This window comes from Bartonella sp. MR168JLCBS, assembly GCF_042194175.1.
On record NZ_JBHIMP010000078.1, the window covers coordinates 1 to 282 of the forward strand.

Below are 282 nucleotides of genomic sequence, written 5' to 3' on the forward strand. Positions count from 1 at the left end.
TCAAAGAAAAAGTCGACCCGTATTTACGTCCGCTTTATGACGCTCTTTATGATATGATGCCCGTCGAAAAAGTAGAACGTATTTTAGCTTCTGGTGTCATAGAAATTGCTCCTCTTGCTTTCATGCGTGGACGAACACTTTCTCATGCAGCTATCATTCTTGATGAGGCGCAAAATACCACGTCCATGCAAATGAAAATGTTTCTTACACGTCTTGGAGAAGGCGCACGCATGATCGTTACCGGTGATGTAAGCCAAATTGATTTGCCTGCAGGACAAAAAT

Annotated in this window: 1 protein-coding gene; it reads left to right on the forward strand. The window is 42.6% G+C overall.

What is annotated here, in order from left to right; genetic code table 11:
• Window positions 1–282, forward strand: a 282-nt coding sequence (locus ACFIK8_RS09200; protein ID WP_375669247.1) for a PhoH family protein, incomplete at both ends; no start/stop codon positions are given.